The sequence below is a fragment of the Cytobacillus sp. Hz8 genome, from assembly GCF_042263505.1.
In the GTDB taxonomy this organism is placed as follows: Bacteria; Bacillota; Bacilli; order Bacillales; family Cytobacillaceae; genus Bacillus_BE.
This window is the reverse complement of record NZ_JBHKFI010000007.1, coordinates 1-25,932: the sequence shown is the minus strand read 5'-3', so window position 1 is coordinate 25,932 and position 25,932 is coordinate 1. Positions and strand designations below refer to the sequence as shown.

The 25,932-nt window shown below is 35.2% G+C and carries 22 protein-coding genes, 4 pseudogenes and 1 riboswitch; of the genes and pseudogenes, 8 read left to right on the top strand and 18 right to left on the bottom strand.

Annotated features, from left to right (window positions below):
- Positions 1-87 precede the first annotated feature (87 nt).
- From tyrP to ACE38V_RS10425, 4 genes and pseudogenes are all read right to left on the bottom strand, one after another.
- Complete coding sequence (gene tyrP / locus ACE38V_RS10440; protein WP_375841198.1) at positions 88-1,524, bottom strand: tyrosine-tyramine antiporter; 1,437 nt, start codon at positions 1,522-1,524, stop codon at positions 88-90.
- 637 nt (positions 1,525-2,161) lie between these two features.
- A complete protein-coding gene (locus ACE38V_RS10435) occupies positions 2,162-2,320 on the bottom strand; it encodes a hypothetical protein (protein WP_375841197.1) in 159 nt (52 codons plus the stop codon).
- Between the two features lie 61 nt (positions 2,321-2,381).
- A complete protein-coding gene (locus ACE38V_RS10430) occupies positions 2,382-2,678 on the bottom strand; it encodes a hypothetical protein (protein WP_375841196.1) in 297 nt (98 codons plus the stop codon).
- Positions 2,671-3,047 (bottom strand): annotated as a pseudogene (locus tag ACE38V_RS10425) (ParA family protein). Before ACE38V_RS10425 ends, ACE38V_RS10430 begins: the two are co-directional and overlap by 8 nt.
- 556 nt (positions 3,048-3,603) lie before the next feature.
- On the opposite strand from ACE38V_RS10425, the gene ACE38V_RS10420 reads away from it, so the two are divergent.
- Positions 3,604-5,283, top strand: coding sequence for a methyl-accepting chemotaxis protein (locus tag ACE38V_RS10420; RefSeq protein WP_375841195.1), 1,680 nt, complete (start codon positions 3,604-3,606; stop codon positions 5,281-5,283).
- Positions 5,284-5,657: 374 nt separating this feature from the next.
- Here the strand turns inward: ACE38V_RS10420 and ACE38V_RS10415 are convergent.
- The 6 genes and pseudogenes from ACE38V_RS10415 to ACE38V_RS10390 form a co-directional block, all read right to left on the bottom strand.
- Positions 5,658-5,738, bottom strand: a pseudogene (locus tag ACE38V_RS10415) (antibiotic biosynthesis monooxygenase); the annotation flags it as partial.
- A 335-nt stretch (positions 5,739-6,073) separates the two neighbouring features.
- Complete coding sequence (locus ACE38V_RS10410; RefSeq protein ID WP_375841194.1) at positions 6,074-6,550, bottom strand: hypothetical protein; 477 nt, start codon at positions 6,548-6,550, stop codon at positions 6,074-6,076.
- Between the two features lie 705 nt (positions 6,551-7,255).
- Positions 7,256-9,136 (bottom strand): ABC transporter ATP-binding protein, encoded by a 1,881-nt coding sequence (locus ACE38V_RS10405; RefSeq protein ID WP_375841193.1) that lies wholly within the window; start codon positions 9,134-9,136, stop codon positions 7,256-7,258.
- Between the two features lies 1 nt (position 9,137).
- Complete coding sequence (locus tag ACE38V_RS10400) at positions 9,138-9,872, bottom strand: ABC transporter ATP-binding protein (protein WP_375841346.1); 735 nt, start codon at positions 9,870-9,872, stop codon at positions 9,138-9,140.
- Between the two features lie 147 nt (positions 9,873-10,019).
- Positions 10,020-10,865 (bottom strand): annotated as a pseudogene (locus tag ACE38V_RS10395) (ABC transporter permease); the annotation flags it as partial.
- Positions 10,866-11,167: 302 nt separating this feature from the next.
- The gene (locus ACE38V_RS10390; RefSeq protein WP_375841192.1) at positions 11,168-11,623 is read right to left on the bottom strand and encodes a MarR family winged helix-turn-helix transcriptional regulator; all 456 of its coding nucleotides are present in this window, start codon (positions 11,621-11,623) and stop codon (positions 11,168-11,170) included.
- 123 nt (positions 11,624-11,746) lie between these two features.
- Here ACE38V_RS10390 and ACE38V_RS10385 point away from each other — a divergent pair, with 123 nt between their 5' ends.
- Positions 11,747-12,070, top strand: coding sequence for a hypothetical protein (locus ACE38V_RS10385; RefSeq protein WP_375841191.1), 324 nt, complete (start codon positions 11,747-11,749; stop codon positions 12,068-12,070).
- Positions 12,071-12,110: 40 nt separating this feature from the next.
- On the opposite strand, the gene ACE38V_RS10380 is transcribed toward ACE38V_RS10385, so the two are convergent.
- Positions 12,111-13,406, bottom strand: coding sequence for a DedA family protein (locus ACE38V_RS10380; RefSeq protein ID WP_375841190.1), 1,296 nt, complete (start codon positions 13,404-13,406; stop codon positions 12,111-12,113).
- Between the two features lie 571 nt (positions 13,407-13,977).
- Here ACE38V_RS10380 and ACE38V_RS10375 point away from each other — a divergent pair.
- The 3 genes from ACE38V_RS10375 (at position 13,978) to ACE38V_RS10365 (ending at position 16,589) form a co-directional block, all read left to right on the top strand.
- Positions 13,978-14,679, top strand: a complete 702-nt coding sequence (locus tag ACE38V_RS10375) for a response regulator transcription factor (protein ID WP_375841189.1) — start codon at positions 13,978-13,980, stop codon at positions 14,677-14,679.
- Positions 14,667-16,088 carry a sensor histidine kinase gene (locus ACE38V_RS10370; protein WP_375841188.1) on the top strand — a complete coding sequence of 474 codons (1,422 nt, stop codon included), beginning with the start codon at positions 14,667-14,669 and terminating at the stop codon, positions 16,086-16,088. The genes ACE38V_RS10375 and ACE38V_RS10370 overlap by 13 nt, the downstream gene beginning before the upstream one ends.
- A gap of 84 nt (positions 16,089-16,172) precedes the next feature.
- Positions 16,173-16,589 carry a hypothetical protein gene (locus tag ACE38V_RS10365; protein WP_375841187.1) on the top strand — a complete coding sequence of 139 codons (417 nt, stop codon included), beginning with the start codon at positions 16,173-16,175 and terminating at the stop codon, positions 16,587-16,589.
- Positions 16,590-17,160: 571 nt separating this feature from the next.
- On the opposite strand, the gene ACE38V_RS10360 is transcribed toward ACE38V_RS10365, so the two are convergent.
- Together ACE38V_RS10360 and ACE38V_RS10355 are read right to left on the bottom strand one after the other, a co-directional pair.
- Positions 17,161-17,748, bottom strand: a complete 588-nt coding sequence (locus ACE38V_RS10360; RefSeq protein WP_375841186.1) for a LysE family transporter — start codon at positions 17,746-17,748, stop codon at positions 17,161-17,163.
- Between the two features lie 167 nt (positions 17,749-17,915).
- On the bottom strand, positions 17,916-18,821 hold the full coding sequence (locus ACE38V_RS10355) for a LysR family transcriptional regulator (RefSeq protein ID WP_375841185.1): 906 nt from the start codon (positions 18,819-18,821) through the stop codon (positions 17,916-17,918).
- 320 nt (positions 18,822-19,141) lie between these two features.
- Here ACE38V_RS10355 and rbr point away from each other — a divergent pair, with 320 nt between their 5' ends.
- Positions 19,142-19,675 (top strand): rubrerythrin, encoded by a 534-nt coding sequence (gene rbr, locus ACE38V_RS10350; protein ID WP_375841184.1) that lies wholly within the window; start codon positions 19,142-19,144, stop codon positions 19,673-19,675.
- A gap of 648 nt (positions 19,676-20,323) precedes the next feature.
- On the opposite strand, the pseudogene ACE38V_RS10345 reads toward rbr, so the two are convergent.
- From ACE38V_RS10345 to ACE38V_RS10335, 3 genes and pseudogenes are all read right to left on the bottom strand, one after another.
- Positions 20,324-20,718 (bottom strand): annotated as a pseudogene (locus ACE38V_RS10345) (MFS transporter).
- Between the two features lie 2 nt (positions 20,719-20,720).
- Complete coding sequence (locus ACE38V_RS10340) at positions 20,721-21,056, bottom strand: hypothetical protein (RefSeq protein WP_375841183.1); 336 nt, start codon at positions 21,054-21,056, stop codon at positions 20,721-20,723.
- 113 nt (positions 21,057-21,169) lie between these two features.
- Positions 21,170-22,105, bottom strand: coding sequence for a nucleoside hydrolase (locus ACE38V_RS10335; protein WP_375841182.1), 936 nt, complete (start codon positions 22,103-22,105; stop codon positions 21,170-21,172).
- A 243-nt stretch (positions 22,106-22,348) separates the two neighbouring features.
- Positions 22,349-22,450: riboswitch (purine riboswitch) on the bottom strand.
- 460 nt (positions 22,451-22,910) lie between these two features.
- Between ACE38V_RS10335 and ACE38V_RS10330 the strand changes: the two genes are divergently transcribed.
- Both ACE38V_RS10330 and ACE38V_RS10325 read left to right on the top strand, forming a co-directional pair.
- The gene (locus ACE38V_RS10330) at positions 22,911-23,165 is read left to right on the top strand and encodes a hypothetical protein (protein ID WP_375841181.1); all 255 of its coding nucleotides are present in this window, start codon (positions 22,911-22,913) and stop codon (positions 23,163-23,165) included.
- A 13-nt stretch (positions 23,166-23,178) separates the two neighbouring features.
- Positions 23,179-23,340 carry a hypothetical protein gene (locus ACE38V_RS10325; protein ID WP_375841180.1) on the top strand — a complete coding sequence of 54 codons (162 nt, stop codon included), beginning with the start codon at positions 23,179-23,181 and terminating at the stop codon, positions 23,338-23,340.
- Positions 23,341-23,430: 90 nt separating this feature from the next.
- Here the strand turns inward: ACE38V_RS10325 and ACE38V_RS10320 are convergent, their stop codons facing one another.
- Together ACE38V_RS10320 and ACE38V_RS10315 are read right to left on the bottom strand one after the other, a co-directional pair.
- Positions 23,431-24,234 carry an endonuclease I family protein gene (locus ACE38V_RS10320; RefSeq protein ID WP_375841179.1) on the bottom strand — a complete coding sequence of 268 codons (804 nt, stop codon included), beginning with the start codon at positions 24,232-24,234 and terminating at the stop codon, positions 23,431-23,433.
- Entirely contained in the window at positions 24,231-25,193 is a 963-nt protein-coding gene (locus tag ACE38V_RS10315) for a S8 family peptidase (protein ID WP_375841178.1), read from the bottom strand. The genes ACE38V_RS10320 and ACE38V_RS10315 overlap by 4 nt, the downstream gene beginning before the upstream one ends.
- Positions 25,194-25,932 lie beyond the last annotated feature (739 nt).

Genomic DNA, 25,932 nt, shown 5'->3' with positions numbered 1-25,932 from the left:
TATTGCTCCAATTTTCAGTAATAAACTAATGAACATTGAAGTTTATAATCATATATTTCATGTAATTCTATTAAACAGATCTCATCATTAACTTGCTTTTGATCTTTCCTCTTCAACCTCAGAAATCTTCCACTCTGGTTTTTTGAATTTGTAGATCACCAATGCTAAGCCAATCATCAATAACGTTGCCACTACTTGGAATCCAATATAGAAAGGATATTGACTTGCCTTAAAGATATCTGGTGGAATAAAGCTAACTGCAATAGCAATTAATGTACTAGCAAGACTTAAAATTGCTACGACCCACATAAGTCCATTACCTTTGTTACCTACACGGAATGGTCTATCAATATTAGGCATTGTATAGCGTACACGAATTGCCGAAATTCCAATTAAAAGGTATACAATACAATATAAAATAGTAGTTGTACAGGTAATCATTAAGAATGCACTGCTAACATTTGGAATTAATAAATATGCTAGAGAAACAACTGTAATAACACCTGCTTGAATTAATACTAAAGTAATTGGTATATCTCTATTTGTTTTCTTTTGAAAAAATGGTGGTAGCATTCCTTCTTGAGCTACCTTCAACATTGACTTACTTGGTCCTAATACCCATGCACTTAATTGAGTTAACACCCCAATTAATATCATTGCAGAAACAATATTTGCTAAGACTGTTGGAAGACCAAAATCCTTCAAAAAGATCAAGTATGGTTGAGTAATATTTGCTAATTCCATTTTTCCATTTGGAACACCATCTGCAACAGTCAACCCAGTAATAAGATTTAAAACAATAATTGCGATAACTGAAAAGAGGATCCCAACTGGGTAGTTTCGTCTTGGATTTTCCATCTTATTTACATGGACAGATGAAATTTCAACTCCAGTGAAAATGAACATAATTCCAGATAGATACGTTAAACTACCTAAATCTGAAAAATCTGGCCATAAATCTTTAAAATGAAAATCAGCTAAATAACCGTCTGGGTTTATACCATTTTTAATCATGTAAGCAATGCCAAGCCCGATTAAAAACAAGAATGGAATATAAACACCAATAACAGCCCCCCAGTTACCAGCAATTTTAACCATATCGAATTTAATATTTAGAAGTGTAATACCCCAATAACAAATTAAAATAGTTGCTAAAATAAACATGTTATTAGAAGCAAGTTCTGGTTTTCCAATAACGTATCCAAAAAGAACACCTATTGTAGAGGCAACCATTACCATTCCGAAGAACATCTGAACCCATAATAACCATGAGGTAACGAATCCCCATTTTTTTCCTAAAGCCTTTTCTACCCATACTTGCGGTCCACCTTCTACTGGAAAGGTAGTTGAAAATTCTGCGGAAAGTAAGGTAATCGGTAAGGCAAATAAAAATGAAGCGAGAAACATATAAAAGATACTGGTCCATCCAGTAGCAGCCAGTGTTGGAACACTACGCACAGTACCAAAGAAAGCCATTGTAATACCAATCAATCCGAAAAGGGATAAACTTTTTGACTTTGCCATATTTCCATTCCTTTCTTGAAACGTTTTCATTCTATGATGATTATTAAAACCATTTCTTAAAATAATCCATGCATTTTTTATAAAAATTGATCGTTGTTCTCTTAAAAAATTATTCATAGGAGTCTATTAATATTCAATAGACTCAAGTTGAATTTATAAAATACTTATGGTCACCTACCTTATCTAAAGTTGAAATAGCATGGATTAGTACAAAATGGGAAACTCGGTTTAATATATAAAACCAAGTACGTCCATCATTATAACATTTAAAAACCTCTTAACAAGCTAATTGATCATTTGTGATTAAATGTTCAAATTCAGTTCGAAGCTTTAAAGCCGCGTCGCTTTAACGCCAAATTGCTTTAATGTAACATAGAAAGTATGGATTTCAATTATAAAAATCTATACTTTAATATCACAAATTCTTTAATGGGATTCATCTATATTTTTTTAAGAATAAATAAAGATACGAAGAAATAAACGTTTCTTCGTATCTTTATTTATGCATTTTTTATTAATATTTAAATTACAATCTACTAATTTGATCATCAAAAATAAAGAATAGAATCCTAACTTTTAATAAAAAAATTAAGACTCTATTCTTTATAGTAGTTTATTTAAGTATGCACCAAAAATGTTATACTTTAAGCTTTTCTTCTAATTTTATTTTTTCTACAAGAAATTCGTTATTATCCCAAATATCTTCTTTTTCTTCTTTTATTTCAAGGATTTTAAAAAGATCAGACTTTATGTTACCAAATAAGATGCGTGCTTTATTTGAATCAACTTTTACCACTCATAATACATGTTTTTTTACCAGCTTGTTTAAATAAGAAAAGGAGAAATTATCTTCTCCTTCATTGTTTATTCTCAATTAAATATTTCTCCAAAGCTTCTTCAATCAAGATATAAATATTTTTCTCCTGAATAAGTGCCTGCATTTTTAACTCTTTATGTAAATCTGTTCGCAAATCAAAAGATACTCGTTTTCTCTCCACTTTTCGTACTTCCTTTCTTGGTTGTTTTATTTCTTGGTTCGAAGAAAGATTTATTTCTTCTTTGCTCTCTTCTCCTACTGTTTCAGCCAATACTTGCGTAGGAGTGATAAATTTTTGCTGGCGTTTCATATTTTTAATGTCGTTCACTTTAGACACGATCAATCAACTCCTTATAAAAGCTTTTATATTGCTTTAATGCTTGTCTTAGTTCTGGATTTTCATTAAATCCATATAATGCTAATCTTCCAATTGGGGCCTTTCTTGTAATAATAGTCTTAAAAACATCTTTCGGATAATCTTCCTCAATCATTTCATTAAAGGCTTTTGCATTGCTTCTAATACTGACTTCCCCGCAAATTCATTAGATGGTCGCTCTGATAAAAGCTCAGTTAGGTTACCCTGTGAGTCCATATCAATTGCTAATACACGATATCCATCTTCCTTTAATAAATAAGCAAGAATACCTGTAGTAATCGATTTACCGCAACCGCCTTTTTGAATTCCCATCGTAATAGTAATTGCCAACTCTTAACACCTTCCTTCCTTTCTTCCTACGTTGTTTTCTTCTTTTATTTATTCCATAATAATAAAAAAAATCCTCTATGTTAAGAGAATAAATAAAGTGATTATTTCACTAAGCAAATAAAGCTAAAAGGGTATAATTAATATTTTGTAAAAAAAAAAGAATATTAAGCTAATATTTGAAAAATTACCTTCCTTAAACATTAACGCTTTTCCACAACGCCCTAATTAAACTCCTGAAATTCCAGTATTAGGGATAAAAGGGCGCATTTGCGAATTTTTAGTGAAATTTTCCTATAGTATATTGAAATAGCATAATTACAGGGATAAAATTACCAATTGTTATATAAATATAATTAAGTAGATTCTGATGGAAAAAAATGAAAGGAATGATAACTACTCAAAGTATAGGACGAAACTGCACTATTTAAGATAGAGGCTGTATGTTGTAAGCGATCTCTTTATATTGTTTATAAAGAGAAGTGTAAGCATATATTTATGAAGCTAGCTATTTATGAAAATCTACAGAAAAAAATACCGCAAAAAGAAGGTTGAAAAGTTGAAAAAAGGTAAAACGGTTAAGTTTAAAATCCTCGGAGGAATATTAATTCCAATCATAGCCATTAGCATCATATTTAGCTTTATAATATTTTTCATAACGAATTACTTGATTGAAGATAATGTTGTGAAGCAATTTAAAGAAAATTCGGCTTTAAAAATAGAGGATATATTTCCTAATTTAAATGGTGATTTAATAGAGCGTGCAAAGAAAGATCCAACTGTTCAGAAGGAACTATTAGCTCAGGCTCGTGAATATCAGAAAAAATATAAAGTACAATTTGTTTATATTGAAACAATTGATAATGGGAAGCAATATATACTGTTAGCTAATGATTCAGATGATTTTATGCGAGAATGGCATTTTAACAAAGATCAGTTGAAAGCGTTTAATACAACGGGAATACTCAAGACTGATGTCTATAAGGATGAAATCGGATCTCATGTGTCTGCTTACAAAAAGATAAGTGGAACGGATTCTGTTGTTGGTGTTGACGTAGACGCAAATTTCATTTCGAAGCTAAAGGCTAGCATGATATGGACATGCATTATTCTTTCGCTCTTTTTTATTGTAATAGGAATATTTATTGCAATCATTTTAGCAAGAAGAATATCAAATCCTATTAAGGAATTACTTGTTTCCGCAAGTTATGTAAGTAAAGGAGACTTAACGAAGGAAGTTAAAGTAAATGTTCATGATGAAATAGGGCAATTAGCAGATTCTTTTAATCAAATGAGGGAAAATCTGCGAAACACGATTCTTCAGGTTAGCTCTTCATCAGAACAAGTGGCTTCATCATCAGAAGAATTATCAGCGAGTGCTCAAGAAACAAATGCAGCAACAAACCAGGTCTCAAATTCTATTAATGATGTTGTGAATAAAATTGAAATTCAAGGAAAGAAAACAGAGGAAGGCGTAGATGCTATAGAAAAAATGATTAAAGATATTGAACATATTGCAGAAAATGCCTCTTATGTAGCAAAGTCTGTGGTTGATACAAAAGCACAAGCAAATCTAGGGAATGAGTACATACATAAAGTATCACAACAAATTAATCATATAAATCAATCTAATTTAGAAACCAATAAGGTGATATTAGCTTTAGAAAAAAGATCATCTGAGATAGAAGAAATAATAAAGCTTATTACTGCTATATCAGATCAAACAAATCTTTTGTCCTTAAATGCTGCGATAGAAGCTGCAAGGGCAGGTGAATATGGAAAAGGTTTTGCGGTTGTTGCTGATGAAGTTCGTAAGTTGGCAGAGGATTCAAGAAACTCCGCCAATCAAATTTCACAATTAATCCAATCTATTCAATTAGATACAAAAAAAGCTGTAGAAATGGTGCAAACGGGAAATAAAGATGTAGCAAATGGATTAGACTTGACGAGAGAAACAAGTAAGAAATTTGATGATATTTTGAGTTCTGTAGATCAAGTAAATTCACAAACACAAGAACTATCAACTATTTCAGAGAAATTATCTGAAAATGCACAACAGGTCAATTTATCCATAATAGAAATAGCCAAGATAGCGAATGTAACTTCTATGAGCTCTTCAGAGATTGCAGCTGCTGCAGAGGAACAGCTTGCTTCAATGGAGGAAGTTTCTTCATCATCTTCTCTTTTGGCGGAGTTATCTGAGAACTTAAGAAAAGCAGTAGGTCATTTTAAGATTTAAATTGTATCTGTTTCTAAATACTTTCGATAAAAAGACCATGAGGCCGATTAATTACATGTACTGCACCCCAAAAGTTAGAGCGAACTTTAACTTTTGGTGGTCACCTCAACATAGCAGGCTTTTTAAACATCTTTATTATTTTTTAACAGCAGTTGTAAAGTGACAATAAAGTTTTTTAATTTTAAAACCTCAAACATGCATAACCCCGTTCTAAATTTTAGGCGGGGTTAATATAGTTGTTTAATTTCTGAATAGACGCATTTATTTGTTAGAGGAATGTGCTCCCCTGTGGAAGAACAATAATCCGTTCATGCTTAATAAATGATACCCGTGATAGTTAAAATATTTTTAACCAATCAAATTAACCGAGACTAACCCCTATCACCCTCAGTTCGCTGTGATGCAAAAATCACTATGTAATAAGGGGGCTCAGGTGTTTTTGCAATTCCTCTCATATTAGTGGTTGTGCTAAATATTTAATAACCAAAACTTTCGTTTAATGATTAATAATGGTATGTCATAAAAATAATGTTTTTTGCATATTTCACCCCCTATTCAATCTTCCTTTTTGACTACGGATTAGATTTCCAAAAGAGATGCACCTTGAACTTCCTTTCACTATAAAAACACCCCTTTAAATAACTATATTCAAAGGGGTAAAGCATCTTAACTTTTTTGCAAATATCGCGACTTTATTCAAAACATCGTGACCTTTATTTTAAATGCACAAAAGAGTCGTAACAGCGACCCCATCTTCAAGCACATTTAAATAACTAATAAAAATCTAATGTTACACAGATTCTATCTTATTTTTATTTATAATTATCTTTTCCACAATGTACTGATAGCCATAGATAAAAATTGCTAAAAATACACAAATAAAATACCAAGAAATATGATTTATTTTTTTAAATTTAAATATACCAAAATTTCCCCATATAGAAGCAAGTGGAAAAGCATTAATGATATTCACAAGGGCATTGGTAATTAAGTATTTTGGAAAATTACCATAAGTTAGTTTAAATATCCATAGCGTTGCAACAAAATATGGTCCTAATATATATGAGAAATCAACATTACCAGGGGAAAATGGATTTTTATTTATCCACCATTTTCTTTTATTTGCGATGACACTAAAAACACTTATAAATAAATTAATAAAACTTGCTACAGGTAAATACCTTATTAATGATTTTTTATCCATGAACAGAACAGAAAACCAGGAAATTATTATCGTATATAACGAGAATGCCTTCTTTTTATTCATTTAAGCAAACCTCCTTCATAATGTTCTTCTTAACATTCCTCAAGCTAAGCTATTTTATTATCCTCTGTTCAACTATTCTGTCTTATAATTCAAGTGATAATCTTCATCATTTCTTCGCTCCATAACGATTTTCTATAAATGTGTTACTCAAGAAAATAGCCCGATTGTTGAACAAGAAAAAATCCTGCATATCAACACAGGATTTTTAATCAATCTTTGTTTTAAACGATCAATCTTTTTTATAAATTAACTCAGTTAAATAAATTCAGTTCAAAAAATAAGTTGTAATACCAAAATGATGAGAAAAGGTGACCCACCTTAATTTAGCTCTTAATAGTAGATTTAATGTTTACTCCATTTTTTGTGAAAATAATATTTATTCTAAGTTAGTGTTCCTACATTCTACATGTGTAGTATGTAGAAACGACGCTTCGTCGGTTCTTCATTTTCGTTTAGCTTCAAGGCACATACCTGGCTAATCTTGTTCATCGCGTTTGTATAAATTTCAAAATCTTAATAAGCATTTTATTAAATAAACTCTCATCATTCAACTTTTTTACATTTTCCCCATTATTAAGATTACTATTGTATATTAGCATTTATAATGTTATAATCTTCCATTATTTATTTTGTGTAAAACAGCTGTGGCAAACATGCTGAGCTGTTTTTGTTTCTCTTTACGATCACTCTTTTTTCACACAAACTTTAATCCAACCCCCCTTCGACATTTTTAAATTGGTTATAAAACATTTGATAGTATCTGCCTTGACGTTTCATTAAGTCATCATGGCTGCCTTTTTCAATAATTTTCCCGTGATCGACCACCATAATCGTATCAGCGTCACGAATGGTATTTAGACGATGAGCAATAATAAAGCTCGTGCGACCCTTCATAATCGAAAGCAAGGCATCTTGTATATGAAGTTCTGTCCGCGTGTCAATGCTGCTCGTGGCCTCATCCAATATGAGTAAGGCTGGTTTTGCCAGGAATACCCTTGCGATGGCTAAGAGCTGGCGCTGCCCCTGGCTAATGTTGCCGCCGTTCTCCGACAGCATGGTATCATACCTGTTCGGCATCCGGTTGATAAAGACATCCGCATGTGCCATTTGCGCTGCTTCTTCGACCTCCTCATCCGTTGCATCAGGATTTCCATATTTTATATTTTCCTTGATAGTTCCTGAAAATAAATACGTATCCTGAAGGACAAAACCGAAGCTCCTTCTTAGGTCGTCTCTCTTAAATTTCCGAATATCCGTACCATCAATTAAGATTCTTCCTTCCGTTACATCGTAAAATCTTGTCAGCAAGTTTACAATTGTGGTTTTTCCGGCTCCGGTAGGCCCGACCAGAGCAGTGCTCGTACCTTGCTTTGATTCAAAGCTGACATTTCTTAAAATCGGTACATCCGCCTGGTACCCAAAACTGACATTTTCAAAGACAACATGACCTCTTGGATTCTCCAGCGCCACGGAATTCTCCGCATCTGACGGCTCTTCTTTTTCATCAATAATTTCAAAAACCCGCTCGGCTCCGGCAACCCCTGATTGAAGAATGTTAAAAATATTCGCCAAATTATTGAGCGGTTGCACAAACTGTCGTGAATACGTTAGGAAACTTGCGATAACGCCAACTGTAATCATACTTTTCACGGCCAGAACCCCTCCGACAACCGCGACCATTGCAAAGCCAAAGTTGTTAATCACGTTCATGATCGGCATAAGAAACCCGGACCATATTTGTGCCTTAAGACCGACCCGGAGCAAGGAATTATTCACTTCTTCAAACTCTTGAATCGCTTTTTCTTCATGGTTAAAGGCCTTTACAACCTGAATTCCCGAAATGGTTTCTTCTACATGCCCATTTAACCGTCCGAGTTCTATCTGATTACTTTTAAACAACACCGACGTTCTGCGTGCAATTGACCGGGTCAACAAAAACACCAACGGAACTGTGACCAAACTGGCAATCGTTAAAATCGGGCTTAAAATAATCATCATGATGAGAGAGCCGAGAATAGCTATAACACCTGACATTAATTGCGTAGTTGATTGAGAAATGGTATTGCTGACGTTGTCAATATCATTTGATAGGCGGCTCATGAGTTCACCGTGGGTTCTGGAGTCAAAAAAGGCAACAGGGAGTTTTTGCAGTTTTTGAAACAAATGAATACGCAGACTCTTTACAATTCGCTGCGAGACACCGGCTATCATCCACCCCTGCAAAAATGTTAAGACAGCATCTGTTATATAACTCCCCGCAAGTATGAGTATCATGATTTCGAGAAGGTTAAAGTTGACCTTACTGCCTAGAGACATAGCATCAACAGCCCTGCCGATTAAATAGGGAACTGACAGCGTAACAACCGAATCAATCAAAATAAACATAAGTATAATGGTCAATAAGTTCCTTTCTCTGCCAAAATAGGTCCAAAGCCTTTTTAACGTTCCTTTAAAATTCTTTGGTTTTTCGACAGGCCCTCTGAATCTTGCCGCTCCACCGCCACCCGGACGACCCATCCGTAAAAATTGCGGCGTTTGAGTCTGATTTCCTCTATTTTCACTCGTTTGTCCAGATTGGTCTGCCATATTACAACACTTCCTTACCCATTTGCGATTGGTAAATTTCTTGATAGACCCGGCAGTTTTTAAGAAGGTCAACATGCGTGCCCAAGCCGACAAGTTCACCCTGATCCATCACAATGATTTTATCTGTATCCATCACAGAGGTAATGCGCTGAGCGATAAGGAGACAAGTAAGCCCCTTAGCATATTTCTTCAAAGCTCCTTTTATCCGCATTTCTGTCGCAACATCAACTGCACTTGTACTATCATCGAGAATGAGGATTTCCGGATTCCTGACCAAAGCCCTCGCAATAGATATGCGCTGCTTCTGCCCGCCGGAAAAGTTGACGCCGCTTTGGCCAATCCTTGTCTGATATTTATTCGGGGTGGACTGAATGAAGTCGTGGGCCTCGGCCAACTTAGCTGCCAATTCTATCTCGCTCATCTCTGCCTGATCATTTCCCCATCTGATATTTTCAAGCACACTTCCAGTAAAGAGGATATTTTTCTGCGGAACAATCGCGATTTTTTCACGCAGATCATGCGGATTAAATTGCTGTACATTCACACCATCCACTTTAATTCTTCCGTCCGTTACATCGTAAAAACGGGGAATTAGATTCACGAGCGTACTTTTTCCAGATCCTGTTGATCCGATAATGCCCACTGTTTCACCCGGGTAAATACTAAAATTAACGTTTTTCAAAACCGCATCTTGTTCTTTTTCAGTGTAGGAAAACGTGACATTTTCAAAATCAATCCGTCCCTTTTCATTCGTTTCTTCAAAGTTCTGGTCGTTCCAGGTGACTTTCTCGCTGGCGGCAAATACTTCACCGATGCGGGAGGTTGAAGCTCTTGCCCGAACAAACATGTTAAACACCATGGATATCATCATAAGAGAGGTGGAAATTTGCGTCATATAGTTTATAAAGGCAATAATATTGCCGACATGTATGGTACCATTGTTTACACCTAGACCGCCAAGCCATAAAATGGCGACAATTCCAAAGTTGACCGTAAGCAAGATCGCAGGACTAAAGATCGACATTATCCGAATGGAGGAAGTAGATCGCTGCTGCAGGTGGTCATTTTCCGCACTGAATTTTTCTACTTCAAAGTGGAACCTGTTAAAGGCCTTTACCACACGGACACCAGCTAAGTATTCCCTCATGATGCCGTTCACGCGGTCAAGAGCTTTTTGAACTTTCATAAACAGCGGAAAACCCAATCTCATGTTCGCAAGTATCAAAATAACGACAATCGGTACGACTACAGCCAAAACAACAGAGAGCTGAGGGTCAAGCCGGACTGCCATAATCAAAGCGCCAAGTCCCAAAAGCGGCGCTTTTACAAACATTCGCATTAAGCCATTGAGAAAATTCTGCACCTGAGTGACATCATTGGTGAGCCTTGTAATGAGAGATGCTCTATCGAATTTATCAATACTTTTGAAAGAGAGCATCTGAATTTTCCGAAACAAATCTGAACGCAAGTCTGCACCAAAGTTTTGTGACACAATGCTCGCCAAGGTGCTCCTTAATGAGGCTGCAACCGCCCCGCATGCTGTAATCAGCAACATGAAACCACCCAACTTTAACACGTACTGCAGGTTTTTTGAAGCCACGCCAACATCAATTATTTTGGACATAATCGTCGGTTGCATTAAATCGCAAAATGCTTCAACCATTAAAAAGAAAACAGCTGTAAAAAAAAGCTTCCAATACTTTTTTGCATACTTCCTTAAAAAATGCATCAATAATTCCACCTTTTGACTTTGGTAGATTGTTCTTTTTTTCATTATTTTTATCCCACTCTTAACGGACAGTAAGACTCCCACTTCAAAATTCTGAGAATACGAAGAAGATAAGTGGGAGATCAACTGTCCGTAAAGGTCCGATAAGTTCAACTAACCATCAGTGGGGGATAAATGAAAACCCCCACTGATGGAAGTTTCACTTTATATCGCTGGAAAAATTCCCATAGTCTAAGCCTTCTATTCAAGTAAACACTGAATCGAAAAGTTGTTTATCTTTCTTGATAGAATCACGCTTTTTTCTAATCCAATCGATTATCTTGACCTGACAAATCCCCTAGATTTTCAGCCAATTGTTGAAGAAATCCAATAAACATCTCTTGCTCATCTTCCGAAAACCTACTCAATCCATTAGTCAATTGTTGGAGATAGGATGTTCTTACTTCTTTGATAATTTTTTCGCCTTTTTCTGTAAGAGAAACAATTTTCACACGGGCATCACGAGCTAAAGTTTCGCGCTGGACATATCCCCACTTCTCAAGCCGGTCAATCATTTGTGAAACAGTGCTCATACTTACATTAAAATGATTGGCAAGACTCCCCATTGTGCAATGCTCTGATCTGCCCACGTGCCGTAACAATATCCATTGTAAACGTGTAATCTTCTTATCTCCATTTATTAACCGACCTTCTCGAAGATGCCGGTTAATATACTGCCAATGCGTGAGAAACTGATCGATCTTGCTTTCTTCAATCATAGTACTCCCCCTCAAATAAAATTATTTTATTTAGTTTACTAAACTATTTTTAACCTGTAAAGTTAAAAGGATTTAAGTAAAATATTACCTAAATTGAAACAATAGGCAGGAGAGAGCAATGAAATGGAAAAGAAATTTTACGGCCCGTTATTCGTATTTTTGCGCGCTTTAGTCCAAAAAGTTTACCCGAAATATTCAGTTCAAATTCCAGAAAAAATAAAAGGTCCGGTTGTATATATTTCACAATACCAAAATCTTTTCGGACCCTTTATTATTTTGTTTTGGTTTCCGAGGTGTTTGCATGCCTGGATACTTCATGTTTTTCTTGAGCAGAAATCCTGTTATAAACAGTATATGAATTATACATTTACAAAAAGATTTGGCTGGAATCGTATTCTTGCAGAAAAATGCGGTGATATTGAAATTAAGGTGCCAAAAAAAGCATAGATTCTTTTCTGCTTTATTTGGCACTTTTCTATCGATTTTATTACGATTTATTTTCATTTTTTATTTTCTCTTTAATGAGTGAAAGGAAGCGGAACATTTCAAGTGCACATGACATCCCCGTAACCCCTGCAGCACTAAAAATATACCCTGCAATTAAATTATTCGGACTGTCTTGAAGATAAATTCCACTAACGAAATAGGCTGATAAAATGATCAAAAAGGTCAAAAACGTTCCCACTGATAAAAGATAATTTCGATTATGGCGAATTAACATAAACAAGAGAAAACCATAAGCCGCCATTAAAAGCATAGATTGTTCATCTGGAAAATCAGAACTTACATTATTGTTTAATACAAAATTAAACAACCAATTAATTCCTTTTGAAAATAAGAAAGTGCCGATCATTGTTGAAATAAAAAAGATGAGCTCAAGAGAGCGATTTCGTTTATTCAATAATATAGTCAAAATTGTAATGATAGCAGCCAATCCCAGGGCTTTCCAAGAGGAAAGAATATGAATATAATCCATAATTTTCTGCCACTGATCATTAAACAAGGAAAAAACAACTTTTTTACTAATGATGTTAAATTGAACAAATTCATTGGAAACTAGATCCTGAATCATTCCAATCATTAATGTAAAGAAGAGGATAAATAAAATCAGGAAAAAGACGATGATCAATTTTATCTTTAAAAAACTTTTAAATTTTATAACAGCATGCTCGTAAAAAAGAAGCAAGGCTTCTTTTATAAAATTTTTATTCGCTTTTACCACAATATAGATAATGGTAAAAAACCCTATAATAACGCTGGATAATACCAACCATTTTTCTATTTCGCCTTTATATTGATCCCACTGCGGCCCAAATAAATTACCTAAAGAAATAAATGTTCCTGTCCAAAGAAAAACACCTAAATACGCAAAAATAGCAAAGCTGCGAAATGGCAGTTTTATTAACCCGGAGATGATACTGGCAACATGCCTAACTCCTGGAATAAAGAAGGAAAAAATCAATAATACTTTCCCATATTTTTCATACCACTTTGACATTTTTTCTATTTTTTCCGGTCCTAGGTGAATAAAATGCCCAAATTTACGAAAAAACGGGTATCCGAGTTTATTTCCAATCCAATAAGATATAGTAGCCCCTAAAATACCGCCGGTACCAGCAGTGACAATTGAAAGGAATACATTCAATTTGTCTTGATAGCATAAAACACCAACATAGCTCATCAATGCTTCATTAGGAATAGGAATAATAATAAGTTCCAGCATTAATGATAAAAAGAGAATAATGTACCCATATTGATTTAATAAGTGAACAATTTCATTCATATCCATACACCTTTTGTTTTAATTTTTCTGCCTCTACTTTATTCTGCGATCATTACCTATTTTTACTTTAGCAATTAAACCTAAAGCTTAATAAGAAAAACCGTTCAAAACCGCTCGATCCTATTTTAGTTTGCTCTATAAATAGAAAGAGATTCTCTTTTTCAATCTATCATCTTCTTTAAAAAAATTGATCAAATTAAGGAATTTTTAATATTATCATAAGCTAACTTTTAGGATTCAATTGAATCTTGAACCTGGTGTTTGTTCACTAACAATAAAGTAGTTTAATTACAAATAAAGTCATTACATTTACAATAAAGATGTTTAAAAACGTAAGTCATGTTATCCCATTAAAGGGCCATAAGGAGGTACCCCTGTATTGTTCGTTTCAAGTTTTTCCTCATATACTTGCTACAATCTATCTTTCATATCGGTAAAATTCTGATAACCTATATATACTAAAAACAAAAACACAATGTGGATAAGGCTGGCAGTACGTTGTTTTGTTCACTTTCTGTTCATAAAAAGATGCTAATATAGATGAGATGTAAATGAATCAGGAGGCTGAAGAATGAACAAGCAAGTTAAAGTTCTAGTCATTGAAGATGATTCTTATATTTGTGAGTTGATCACTTTATACACAGAAAAAAGCGGGTATATAGTAAGTATTGCAAACGATGGAATGAAAGGATTAGAAATGTTTTATGATAGTCCACCTGATCTTGTCATTCTCGATATTATGATGCCTGAAATGGACGGTTGGGAAGTTTGCAAGGAAATACGGAAGTGGGATAAAACTCCTATTATCATGTTGACTGGGAGAGGTGAAAGTTACGATAAACTAAAAGGGTTTGACTTAGGTGCGGATGACTACTTGGTGAAACCTTTTGATCCGAACGAACTGATGGCGCGGATAAAAGCGGTGCTACGGCGAGCCAATCCAATGTTAGATGCAAACGGTACCATTGAACATCCTTTGCTGAAGATTGATCGTCAACAATACAAGGTGACCTGTGCTGGACAGGAGATCGTGTTACCGCCCAAGGAAATGGAGTTGCTGTATTTTCTCGCCTCACATTCAAATCAAGTGTTCACACGTCAACAGTTATTAGATCAATTATGGGGCTTTGATTTTGAGGGAGATCCAAGAACCATAAATGTACATATTAAAAGGATTCGTGAAAAATTAGGGGATTCCAATCCTTATTGGAATGTGAAAACGATAAGGGGAGTAGGATATAAATTTGAGGTGGAGAGCCAATGTTACGAATAAAAAGCATATTTTGGAAGCTTTTGATCACGTATATTCTGATATTATTCGTATCGTTGTTCGTACTTGCCATCGCCTACCATTTATTGTTTCTAAACGATCTAATCAATAAACATCGAAATGCAGATCGCAGCCAATTAGAAGAAGCGGTTCAATATATCCAAAAATCTTATAACAACGGTTGGAGTAGGGAGATTATTGTTTCCTCTCTTGAACTCAGTATTGCCAATCAAGCCAAGTCATTTTATTTATACGACGAATCCGGTACGTTGTTATACCAAATTGGTGATGCCTCTTTTCATGTGAATAGAGAAATCGTTCGTAAGGCATTACAAAAGAAACAACCCACTCACGAACTATCGGAAAAGGTTAAGGGCCAACATATATTTATTGCGGCTTCCCCGATTAAAACAAATGCACCGATTGAAGAAAAAGCAATTGTGATGGTTTCCTCTGGATTGGAAAAGGAATTTAACCACATAAAGTATTTGTTTCTATTAGCTTCTATTATTTCTATTGCCATTACAAGCTTATTTACTTACTACCTTTCGAAAAGAATTACTGCTCCGCTTCGGGAAATGAATCGGGTTGCCCTCCAGATCGCTAGGGGACAATTTGATCAAAGAGTCAAAATCAAAACGCGTGATGAGCTGGGAAAATTGGGAGAGACGTTTAATTATATGGCGCAGGAGTTGGCCGGCTTAGATCAGATGAGAAAGGATTTCGTTGCCAACGTTTCCCACGATTTGCGCTCTCCTCTTACTTCGATTCATGGATTTGTCAGAGCTTTTCTGGATGATACGATTCCGGGCGAACGAAAGCGCCATTATTATACGATCATGAAAGAACAAACCGAGCGAATGATTAAACTGGTCAATGATCTTCTCGATATTGCCCGAATAGAAGCGGGGCAGTTGGAAATTCGGCCTGCCATCTTTAATTTGTCGGAACTGGTCCGCCAAGTCGTGGCTCGCATGGAACCTGAATTTGTGAAAAAACAGGTTAATGCAGAAGTAATATCCGAAAAAACACAGGACATCCACGTCCTTGCCGATCCGGATCGGATTGATCAAGTGATCGTTAATTTGATTCAAAATGCCGTACAATTTTCCTCACCTGATAGTTCTGTAGAAGTGATTTTGAAAAAACAAGAACAAGTGGTGGTTTCTATTCGAGATTATGGGCCGGGAATCCGCCAAGAGGACATTCAATTTATTTGGGATCGATTTTATAAAGCGGATAGAGCCCGAACCAAAAAGACGGGTACAGGACTCGGCTTGTCGATTGTTAGGCACATTTTAGATCTTCATCAAAGCGACATTCAAGTGGAAAGTGAAGTAGGAAGAGGTACTATCTTTACTTTTACGCTCCCTATAGCTCAGAACAAATTAAAAAAAAATGAAAAAGAGTAGTTTCATGTTCACCTTCCGTTAATAAAACATTGCTATACTGATTTTGCACTAAAAGATTATGAAAACAAAGAGGAGGAATGAACGATGAAGAAGAAAATGATAGGTTATTTAGCAGCAGGAGCATTGTCACTTGGAAGTATAGGTGCAACGACAATTTCAGCGTTTGCAAGTGACGGAACAAATAGTGAAAGTGGTATATTTCAAAGTATCCATAAAAAAATGGCAAGTTTACATGGAGCCAATGCAAATCTTGACAAAAAAACACAACAAGCACTAGAAGGTATTCATAAACAATTAGCAAATGGAGAACTTACTTTCGAAGAAGCACAAAAGAAAATAAAAGATGTAGTGGGAGTTGAAAATTTAGATAATTTGCACGGTAATCTTGACGAAAAAACACAACAAGCACTAGAAGGTATTCATAAACAATTAGCAAATGGAGAACTTACTGTTGAAGAAGCACAGGCTCAAATAAAAGAATTTGTTGATAACAATAAATAAAAAGTGAAGACTGTGGTAATTTCCCTTAATTCGGCCATATTTTAGTTATTCTATATAAGGACGCGATTGTGGAGGAACCCATAGATTTAAACGACTTTATTGTTATATACTTTGATACGGCGAAGTTTTTTACATCAAAAATTAAACAACTTTATTTTAATCCCGTTCTCAAATCAGAACGGGATTATATGTGTTTGGGGCTTTAAAATTAAAGAACTTTATTGTCACTTTACAGTGTTTATCAAAATAGACGCCCCATACAAAAGGAGTTACGTCCAGAATTTATATATCAAATTTTACATTGTAACGTGGATTTTTATCATTCAAAATCGCCCATTTACCAATAAAGTGTAACTTTGGAATAAAGTTTGATAAACCTTGATAAAAAAACCCCCAATAAAGTAAACAGATTTTTATTATTTCATCTGTCCACCTTATTGGGAGCATATCAAGATTGATCAAAATAAGCTTTTTCTAAATCCAATTGAATCATCCTTTTATAAAAAAGTTTGATAACTTTGCTCAGGTTAAAGCTTCCAATTGTGGAAGATCACCATTGCTTAAATCTTATTTAAGATAATAAAAGTCCAACAGCACATTGCAATAGTAATAAAGCCAATATTATATTTATTACTCGGAAATGTTTGAGATATGTCTTTTTAAATAATCCACCAAAATATATCCAATTCAAGGTAGCAACAGTACCTACTGTAGCAATGAATATTTCAAAAGCTAAAAGCATACCTAAAGATGTATAATATGGAATAACATATCCTGTCAGAGCAGTTATACCAAATAAAAGTATTTTTACATTCACAACTTGCAAAATAAAACCAATTAAAAAAGAAGGCTGTTTCTCCTCATTTTTATTGTCAGGCTTACTAATTGTAATATGATATGCAAGCCATAAAATATAAATTGCTCCCACATATTTCAGGATAGACATGATCGGATTTATTAAGTTCTCTAATCCAAAAACAAATATTGCGCATACTACTTGTACAAAATAATAACCTATAAAGATTCCAAAGAATAAATGCTTTCCTCTTTTCCATCCATAGTTGTTCATCGTATTTAATGCTAGGATATTACCAGGCCCTGGTGTAAAGGCATTTATTAGAACGTATATAACAAATGAATACACCGCTTGAACTCCCATATCAAAATCACACTCTGCTTTCTATCTGTAAAATAGTTTATTTTTTTCGATTAATAATCATAAGCATTTATATTATAACGAGTGGTTTTGATATAGCATAATTCCAAAATATTATAGCCTGACATAGACAAAAACTATATCAAGCCCACAATTAAGTCGATTTTCTTTTATAATTCCTTTGCAATCTTTTTTAAGGATTCTAAATATATTTCACCAAGTTTTGTTAATGTGACATCTTTATGCTTTATTGTGCCAACCCTTATGACTTCATCAACATTAAGACGAACTGCAATAATTTCATCTCCATGAAGATATTTAGGAAAAACTCCAGACGAAATAGTATAACCGTTCAGACCGATCATGAAATTAACAATCGCTGCTCTGTCACTTACTTTGATACTTTTCTTTACACTTCTTGTACTTAAAATTTCTTCTGAAAAATAAAAAGAATTGTATTCTCCTTGTTCAAAAGAAAGACATGGGAAATTATCTAATTCATCCAAATCTATCAATTCTTTGTTGGACAATGGATGATTTTTACTAATAAATACATGAGGTTTTGCAGTAAATAATTCCGAAAAACTAATGTTTCTTTCTTTTAACAGCTTTAATAAAACTGATTCATTATAATTACTTAAATAGATAATACCCAATTCACTTCGTAAATTCTTTACATCTTCAATTATTTCATAAGTTTTCGATTCACGAAGTGTAAACTCATATTCAGAAGCCCCAAATTCCTTTACAAGTTCCACAAAAGCATTAGCTGCAAAAGTATAATGCTGGGTTGAAATACAAAAATGTTGCTTAGCTGGTTCTCCTCTCATATATTTTTCTTCAAGCATGTTATACTGCTGTAAAACTTGTCTGGCATAACCTAAAAACTCCACTCCTTCATTAGAAATAGTAATTCCTCTATTCGTTCTGATGAATATGGTAATTTTTATTTCCTTCTCCAATTCCTTAATAGCATTCGACAAACTTGGTTGGGAGATGAATAAACTTTTTGCTGCCTCATTTATAGATCCCTTACTTGCGACTTCTAATACATACTTTAATTGTTGTAAAGTCAAATTGAACGCCACCTTTTCAAAGACGTAATAAATACATAATTAAACGTGCTGATGTTCTTCTAGTATATTTTTTCATCTATGACAGTTTGCAAATTTCCTTTCTTTTCAAAGAAAGTCCCCCTTTTATTATATTTTTTGAATCTTTAATGACAATACGTAAATCGATGGTTCAGTCTCCTAATTATCTGTTATTCTATCTAAGAAAAGCTGTGGTTCTATTTATGAAGGTGAAATATTTCCACCAAATTTTCTTTACCCAATATATAAACTTGTGGATATAATTTTGCAAAAGTACAAAATTCTGGGAAGGAGAAAATATTATGAACTTAAAAGGATCTAAAACAGAAGCTAACTTGAAGGCAGCATTTGCTGGTGAGTCTCAAGCAAGAAGCAAGTATACTTATTTCGCATCAGTTGCAAAAAAGGAAGGCTATGAGCAAATAGCTGAACTCTTTACCAAAACAGCTGAAAATGAAAAGGAACATGGTAAGCTTTGGTTTAAAGCTCTTGGGGAACTTGGTGATACCGCAGCAAATTTACTTCATGCAGCTGAAGGTGAAAACTACGAATGGACAGATATGTATGAAACCTTTGCAAAAGATGCTGAAGAAGAAGGATTTACCGTTCTTGCAGCTCAGTTCAGAATGGTTGGAAAAATTGAGAAAGCTCACGAGGAAAGATACCGTTCACTTCTTAACAATGTAGAGATGAAAGCAGTATTTGAAAAGGGCGAAGAAACAATGTGGGAATGCCGAAACTGTGGACATCTTGTAATGGGCAAGAAAGCACCTAAAGTTTGTCCTGTTTGCGGACATCCTCAAAGTTTCTTTGAAGTGAGAAAAGAAAATTATTAATCCTGAATTGTGGTGGGAACTATAATGTTAGCAGGAAATATATATTAAACAAAGTAATTGTTTAAGGAGTCTGTTAATACTAATTGAACTCAAATGACCTTTAGTTTAAGCGAAATCATTCACAAACTCCATGCTGATGTTAATACAAATATTCATTTTTACTGGAGAGTCTTAATCCATTAAATGGCCCATTTTTTAATATAGAGGGGGGTCTATATCTTTCTTCAAATATGTTATGCAACAATATGGCCCGATCGTTGAATAGATTGACTCGTATTTTTTAAATGTAGTGTAGTGTTTTCAAAATAAATCATAATGATTAAACATAGAAAAAATCCCTGATATCGATCAAAAAGCAGGGATTTTTGGCATTTTAATGGACTTAGGAAAATGAATACACTATTGTTGCCTATTTAAGAAAAGCCCCCGTTTGTTAAATAAAGTATAAATACTAAACCAATAACTTTCCTTCAAAAATTGACGAATAATGGAGCCCACTCACCGCCTCTTTTCATAAGCTTGATCAGAGTTTACACAGACCTTCTTTCCCCGCTACTAAAACCCAAAAAAGCAGCATTTCCCCAAAAAGGAGAAAAATGTCTGCTTTTTTTATAGCTTATATACTAACTTGACCCCAAATCATAAAGATCAAGCAGTTTTATTTACATGGTTCATTGCATTATGGTCATTTTTGTATTTAAAACTTACCGCAAAAACTATTCCGAGAACGATGGTATAGGCTGCAAAAACTAACCAGATATGCTGCCAGTTTTTTACGCCGTCAACCGTTAAATAATCCACTATTTTTCCACTAATCACAGCACCTAAATAGGCACCGATTCCGTTCACCATTGTCATGAATAAGCCTTGTGCACTCCCACGAATTCGACGATCCACTTCTTTTCTACAAAAATCGAACCGGAGATATTAAAGAAGTCAAATGCTACACCATACACAATCATGGATAATAGCAATAAGATGAATCCTCCGCTGGATGGATCTCCATAAGCGAATAAACCAAACCGCAAAGTCCATGCCGCCATACTCAATAGCATGACCGTTTTAATCCCAAATTTACGTAAGAAAAACGGTATGAAAGAATAAAGAATACTTTTGAAGATTGCCCAATGGATAATAAAATAGCTGGATATTTAACAGCAAGTCTATCTTTATAATTAAGATTTAAGGCAAAATCATGCAGGAATGGGTCAGCAAATGCGCAAATCGCCACTAGAAAATGACAAATTCCATATAATCTATTTACTTTTATAAAGCGGTCCGCAATAATCCCTACAAGACTTGGCATAATAAGAGAAGCAAGCCCAGATGAGCCATAAACGGCTCCAACTTGTGCGCCGGAAAAATGTAAGGTATTTATCATATACGAGCCAAGTGTAATAATCCAAATCCTCAAATGGAAAACTGGAGAAAAGTCATAATTTTAAGCCGTGATTTTATTGTCATTTTTTCCTCCTGCTGAACTTTAGTAAATAATTAGGCTTTTTCCGCTAATTCTGTAATGTAATCGAAGAAAGCATCGCGATTTACATCATACACCACATTGACAGGACGCCCATCAGCTGTTTCTTCTGTACGGCCTTGGCTTGGACCGTCTGTGTGTACAATGCTGTTAATGGTTTGTATTTTCACAAGATCACTATTGCCAACAAATGCGGTTGTTAACACATCCCACAAATAGTATGTAGAGTTCGTTGAAAAGTGAACAAGTGGTGGTACCATCGCATAACATTGTCCAAGAAAATCAACACCCAGGTATTTGCGTTCTTTAGCCCAACGCTCACGTACATCTAAAGTTAGCGGTACTTGGTTTGTACTTTCAAGCGCCACTAAATCAATTTCTATGCTGGTGTCCCATACACGGGCGGCTGCTTCAGGGTCCCAAAACACATTCCACTCCGCTGTTCCATCATGTTCAGGCTCGTGCACATTTCCTGCTTCACGAAATGTACCACCCATCCAAACAAGTCGTTCAATTTTCTCTTCGATTTCAGGATCTTCATCTAATGCACGGGCAAGATCGGTAAGTGGCCCTGTAAATAATAAGATTGTTTTTTCTTCAGTTGCACGAATCGTTTCTATTAAATGAAGATGTGCAGGTTTGTCCGCCACTGGTGTTACAACTTTTCCAGATTCATTTAAAATCGGTAGGGCATCAACATAAAACGCATGCATACGCCAGTCTTTTGGAAAAGGATTTTTCCCACGAGAATTTGACCCTGCTACGTCAAGACCACCATAACCAAAGCGATCAATAATTTTTCGGCTCGCAAACATTGCTGGTTCTAAATAACAATCTGCTGGAATGACTGAAACACCTGTGAGTTCAACAGTGTCCATTTTTAGTAATAAAAATAGCGAAACAAGATCATCAACTCCGCCATCATGATTAAAGTAAATTTTCCTCTTCATTATTTTCTCGATCCCTTCATGGTGAATTTTTATAAATTGCTTTGGGATTCACCCAACTGTTTTCTTGTTGGAACACTCGAATAACGTCACACTTTGTTCCACACTAAGAGTCATCAAAATTTACCTGACGTGCCACCTAGCATGATAGCTTATAAACACCTTAAAATATAAAAAGGGCTCCGATAGCTACCGGAGCGTTGATTAGGGCATGTGTAAATACAAAAGGAAGAATTAATCCCTTCTTCCATTTAACACTTACCTCGTAGTCAAGTCATTTACGGCGGCTTGGTAGAAACTCTTGGGCCATATTCCCAATATTATACGACGTTATTCTATATTTAATTCACGGTTATAATAACAATAATTCAGGGTTCCGTCAACTAAATCACGAACATTTAACTTTAATTTCCAGGTTTCGTTCGTATTTTGAAGCGTTCAATATTATTCTCCCTCTACTACTTTCACACTTTTGCAATGTGGGGGCTGACCCAAATCCCTCAACTGCTATATTCAGCACAATTTAAAATCGAAATTGTCAGGATCTGGTTCATCACGAAGAAATTCATTTAGGAAAAAGGAAACCCCTGCTCAATTCTTCAATAAAAAATGAGTTGTCTAAACAACTCACAGTTTATAATAAATTTGAATGGAGATAAAAACAAGAAAACCTTGATACAGCAAGGTTTATTGCAGTATCAAGGTAGTCATTGATGTCACAACAACTTATAATCATGTGACAAATATAATTATAAGTTGTGACAAAATTAATTATAACCCACAGTGTAGCCTTGGAATAAAATTGGACATGCCTTACGTTCGGGTAAAAGAACCTGCGGTCAATAGCAGAATGGAATTGTGGGAAAGTCCCATTAAACAGTTTATTACGGTTCGAAATTACGGGAATTTGAAATTAGGTTTAGGCGTATTTATCCTAAAAGATAATATCTTTACTGCTGAAAACTTGAAGAAATTTACCTACTACACATCGAAAATGATTTTATTAGGAACGAATAGCCGATTTTTGCGGCAAATCAGAAGGAAAAAGAATATTGGAAACTAGGAGAAAAGGATTTATGGAAGAACCAGTTCAAGAAAAAACCTTTGGTTCATGCACCATTAAACGAAATGGTTCCATTGTTAAAGGGACCAGAGGTAATAGGATTGCCAAACTTGGCAATCCTAAGAGTAATAAGAGCACAAAAGAACATAAGAAAGAGGCAAAAGATCATGCCTGAAAAGAAAAACAGCACTAATAAAAGTGCTGTTTTTCCTATTTGAACTATTTAAATACAGCTGGCAGAGAAAAATTCACCTGAAGACATTATTTATTTCCTAATCCATTGTTCCGCCATTTCCGGAAAATCAATGAACGGATTCCGGTTCCCTTGCAGCTCAAAGATAGCCAAGTTCCGGTGTTTTTCGTAAAGAGACACGGGGAACTGCTTATGCCAATCCATTAATACCTGCAGATTAACAAGATTATTACTTATGATCCCTGGATACCGGGTTAAAAAATAGAAGGTAGCTCTTGCAACAATTCCCTTGCCATATTCAGGCTCAAACTTCCCTTCATCGGCCATTCCGCAGCCTTCCTTCAATCCTAAAGCATGGCTTTTCGGGACATAGTCGGGAAAATCATCATAAGGATTGTTTCCTCGGCGACTGTTACATGCAGGATCACAGGCAAATAAATGGTGCAAATCCCCCTTCATTGGCTCATGCTTATGAAACCATGACTGCGGAACGACATGCTCACAATTCAATGTGATTTCATCAACTAAACTTGTCATACTGCCGCTTGATATGGTTTCTAGAATATGAATATCCTCCACAATAACAGTAAGAGGATCCATCTCCTTCCCTGAATAGATGCTTTTGAGTTTGCCATTCTCATGAAGATCCACCCATGGATAAACATATCGATGTGGAGCGTAATTAAGCTCATTCCTGTGTGTCGTTTCTATTAATTGATGAATACTGTCTTTTTCATGTGAAGTATTTTTATAATAGTTTTGCTGGATTTCTATATCTTTTTGTTCCTCATAGTAGCTGTGGTTATTGCTGTATTCCAAATAGGCTGACTTTGCTGCCTCCCGTTCTGTCATCAACAGTTCGAGACTGATTCTCATAATTTCACTTCTTCAGGAACGACTTGATTATTTAAGATTTCCGATAATTGGTCGGTTACCGTTAAATAGACGATTCCATTGCCTTCAAGCTTTGGCGAATTCCCTAATGGTACCGTTCTTTTAATTAATTGAGCATAAAGTTCGGGCTCTGTAAGCTTCCGTTCAAAGCTTTTATTGGCAAGGTTTTTTACCAGCGCCATTGCTCCGGATACATGTGGTGTGGCCATTGAAGTTCCGCTTAAAACGGCATATTTTCCATTTAAATAGGTTGATAGAATTTTCTCCCCGGGAGCCACTAAGTCTACTTCATTATTGGAATTGGAGAACCTTGAAGGGCTTCTCGCCAAATCAACGGCCCCCACGCTAATTACTTCATTATATGAACCCGGATAATCGAATTCATCTGTTGAAGCATTGCCGTCACCCCCGTTTCCTGCGGCACAAACCACAAGAATGTTATTGGCAACCGCTTTTTGTATCGCTTCATGCAGTTCAGGGACATTCTCCGGTCCGCCAAGCGACATGGAGATAATATCTGCTTTTTGTTCGATGGCATAATAAATCCCATTCATAATCCATTCATATTGTCCTGAACCATTCTTGTCCAGTACCTTGATAATAAGTAGATTTGCTTCAGGAGCTGCACCTACAACCCCGCTATTATTTTGTATGGCGGCAATTGTCCCGGCAACATGGGTGCCATGTCCATTGTAATCCCGATAGACATCAGGGTTTCCGTTATCATCATTCGTGAAGTTTCTTCCGCCGGCAATTCGTTCTTTTAAGTCCTGATGGGTTAAATCACAGCCGGTGTCCAAAATGGCAACTGTTATTCCTTCTCCCTTTGTTTGGTTCCAAGTTTTCGGGGCTTGGATCATTTCGATCCCTTTAGGAATTTCGTTGACTCTTTCTACTTGTTCTACCACTTCAAACGGAATCACTTGTACTTTTCGCTCCATTTTCTTCCCTCCTATAGGATTAAATTGAAGCCAACCCGTGATGTTGTTAATAGTTTAACAATTGCGACTTTATTTCAATAGATACTTTTGGAGTGTTTTCAGTTGAGCCGTTATGCTTAATCTCAGTTTTGATGACTACTATGGCAATTGTTCATAAATAGTTTAATAGAAGATTCTTTCAAACAAACTAATTAGGAATAATAGAATATTTTTTGGCACCAATTGAGTCTATTAACTGCCGCCTTGGGATTCATTTATCGCATTTTGATTTTCCCTCTCCTCATTTACCCATTTTTCCTTTTTATCCGTTTCTCGGGCAATGTGACCATTCCTTATTTACCGCTTTCTCTCATTTCTCCACTTCTCTGGCAATGTGCCCATTTTTAATAGCCGAATGATTCATAACTTCACATTTTTTTCTAAGATCGCTAATCCCTCAATGCCTAAATATTAAAAAAGAGCCAGTTTAAAATTAATGGGTTCCGTTTCCTATCGCAAGGCCTTAAAAATGCAACAAAGTTTGAACAGTATTTTATATCTGTTTTAATTATTCAAAATAAAATGGCTCAGTTAAATTTTACTGAGCCATTTCTTATATCCATTTCCAATAGCTTATTATAGTGATAGGTAAGCATTTGAAGTTATCGCCAGCTTTTCCCCCACTTCACACCGTACAAGCGAGTTTCCCAGCATACGGCGTTCCAACTAATCCAATTCATTCAATTTTTATGTGTATGCA

Coding starts and splice junctions, on each gene's coding strand:
- tyrP (WP_375841198.1), bottom strand. CDS start 1,524: ATGGCAAAGTCAAAAAGTTTATCCCTTTTCGGATTGATTGGTATTACA.
- ACE38V_RS10410 (WP_375841194.1), bottom strand. CDS start 6,550: ATGAATAAAAAGAAGGCATTCTCGTTATATACGATAATAATTTCCTGG.
- ACE38V_RS10405 (WP_375841193.1), bottom strand. CDS start 9,136: ATGGCAGACCAATCTGGACAAACGAGTGAAAATAGAGGAAATCAGACT.
- ACE38V_RS10390 (WP_375841192.1), bottom strand. CDS start 11,623: ATGATTGAAGAAAGCAAGATCGATCAGTTTCTCACGCATTGGCAGTAT.
- ACE38V_RS10385 (WP_375841191.1), top strand. CDS start 11,747: ATGGAAAAGAAATTTTACGGCCCGTTATTCGTATTTTTGCGCGCTTTA.
- ACE38V_RS10380 (WP_375841190.1), bottom strand. CDS start 13,406: ATGAATGAAATTGTTCACTTATTAAATCAATATGGGTACATTATTCTC.
- ACE38V_RS10375 (WP_375841189.1), top strand. CDS start 13,978: ATGAACAAGCAAGTTAAAGTTCTAGTCATTGAAGATGATTCTTATATT.
- ACE38V_RS10370 (WP_375841188.1), top strand. CDS start 14,667: ATGTTACGAATAAAAAGCATATTTTGGAAGCTTTTGATCACGTATATT.
- ACE38V_RS10365 (WP_375841187.1), top strand. CDS start 16,173: ATGAAGAAGAAAATGATAGGTTATTTAGCAGCAGGAGCATTGTCACTT.
- ACE38V_RS10360 (WP_375841186.1), bottom strand. CDS start 17,748: ATGGGAGTTCAAGCGGTGTATTCATTTGTTATATACGTTCTAATAAAT.
- rbr (WP_375841184.1), top strand. CDS start 19,142: ATGAACTTAAAAGGATCTAAAACAGAAGCTAACTTGAAGGCAGCATTT.
- ACE38V_RS10340 (WP_375841183.1), bottom strand. CDS start 21,056: ATGATAAATACCTTACATTTTTCCGGCGCACAAGTTGGAGCCGTTTAT.
- ACE38V_RS10335 (WP_375841182.1), bottom strand. CDS start 22,105: ATGAAGAGGAAAATTTACTTTAATCATGATGGCGGAGTTGATGATCTT.
- ACE38V_RS10330 (WP_375841181.1), top strand. CDS start 22,911: ATGCCTTACGTTCGGGTAAAAGAACCTGCGGTCAATAGCAGAATGGAA.
- ACE38V_RS10325 (WP_375841180.1), top strand. CDS start 23,179: ATGGAAGAACCAGTTCAAGAAAAAACCTTTGGTTCATGCACCATTAAA.
- ACE38V_RS10320 (WP_375841179.1), bottom strand. CDS start 24,234: ATGAGAATCAGTCTCGAACTGTTGATGACAGAACGGGAGGCAGCAAAG.
- ACE38V_RS10315 (WP_375841178.1), bottom strand. CDS start 25,193: ATGGAGCGAAAAGTACAAGTGATTCCGTTTGAAGTGGTAGAACAAGTA.